The organism is Myroides odoratimimus (assembly GCF_038039805.1).
Lineage (GTDB): Bacteria > Bacteroidota > Bacteroidia > Flavobacteriales > Flavobacteriaceae > Flavobacterium > Flavobacterium odoratimimum_B.
Genome location: NZ_JBBPHK010000063.1, coordinates 1 through 837, shown reverse-complemented (window position 1 = coordinate 837; position 837 = coordinate 1). Strand labels below are relative to the sequence as shown.

The 837-nt window shown below is 35.7% G+C and carries 1 protein-coding gene; it reads right to left on the bottom strand.

Going from position 1 to position 837, the window contains the following annotated elements; all coding sequences use genetic code 11:
• Window positions 1-86: 86 nt before the first annotated feature.
• A partial coding sequence (locus AABL85_RS17415; protein WP_341311025.1) for a cytochrome-c peroxidase occupies window positions 87-837 on the bottom strand: 751 nt, incomplete at its 5' end.

Sequence of the window (837 nt, the reverse complement as noted above, 5' to 3'; positions counted from 1 at the left end):
GACCGATCCCCACTGTTGGATCTAAAACAACAGTATTAGCCTAAAAGCTCCCTGTGAAGGGAGCTTTTTTATTAGTAGTATATATTTTATCTAGGAAAATCAGGTCTGTCCATTTTATAACGACTTCCTGATAAGGCTTCTAAAAAAGCAACAATTGCTTTGGTTTCTTCTCTACTAAGCTTTAGGGGCTTCATAAGTGAATCAGTGATAGGGTATAGAGGGTCTACTTGCTTTTGTTCACTTGATGGATCTATCATGTGCATACCACTGTTGTAGATGTTGACAATTCCCTGTAAATCGTCAAAAAGACCATTGTGCATCCAAGGACGTGTATTGAGTAAATCGCGTAGTGAAGGTGTCTTAAATTTACCTACATCATCAGGATTTTTAGTTACATTATAACGACCTAGATCTTCATAGAAACGCTTGTAATAAGTTAGTCCAATATTATGGAAAGAATCATCAGTGAGGTCTTTCCCAAAGTGACAATTCATACATCTCCCTTTTGTTCTAAATAAATGCAACCCATAAATTTCTTGATCAGTGAGGTAGTTGTATTTACCATCGATGAAGTAATCTACTCTGCTAGGTTGGCTTTTGATAGTTCTTTGAAAGGCAGCTAGCGCTTTGATAATTTTGTTATTTGTGATAACAGTATCGTTATAGGCAGCTTTAAATAAAGGCGCATAACCTTCTATTTTACTTAATCGTTTTGGTAGTATATCTAGACTCATAGCCATTTCATTATGAGCTGTTAATGGACCTAAAGCTTGCTCTTCAATGCTATTAGCTCGACCATCCCAAAAGAAAATTTTTCTATCAGCTATATTGTATAAG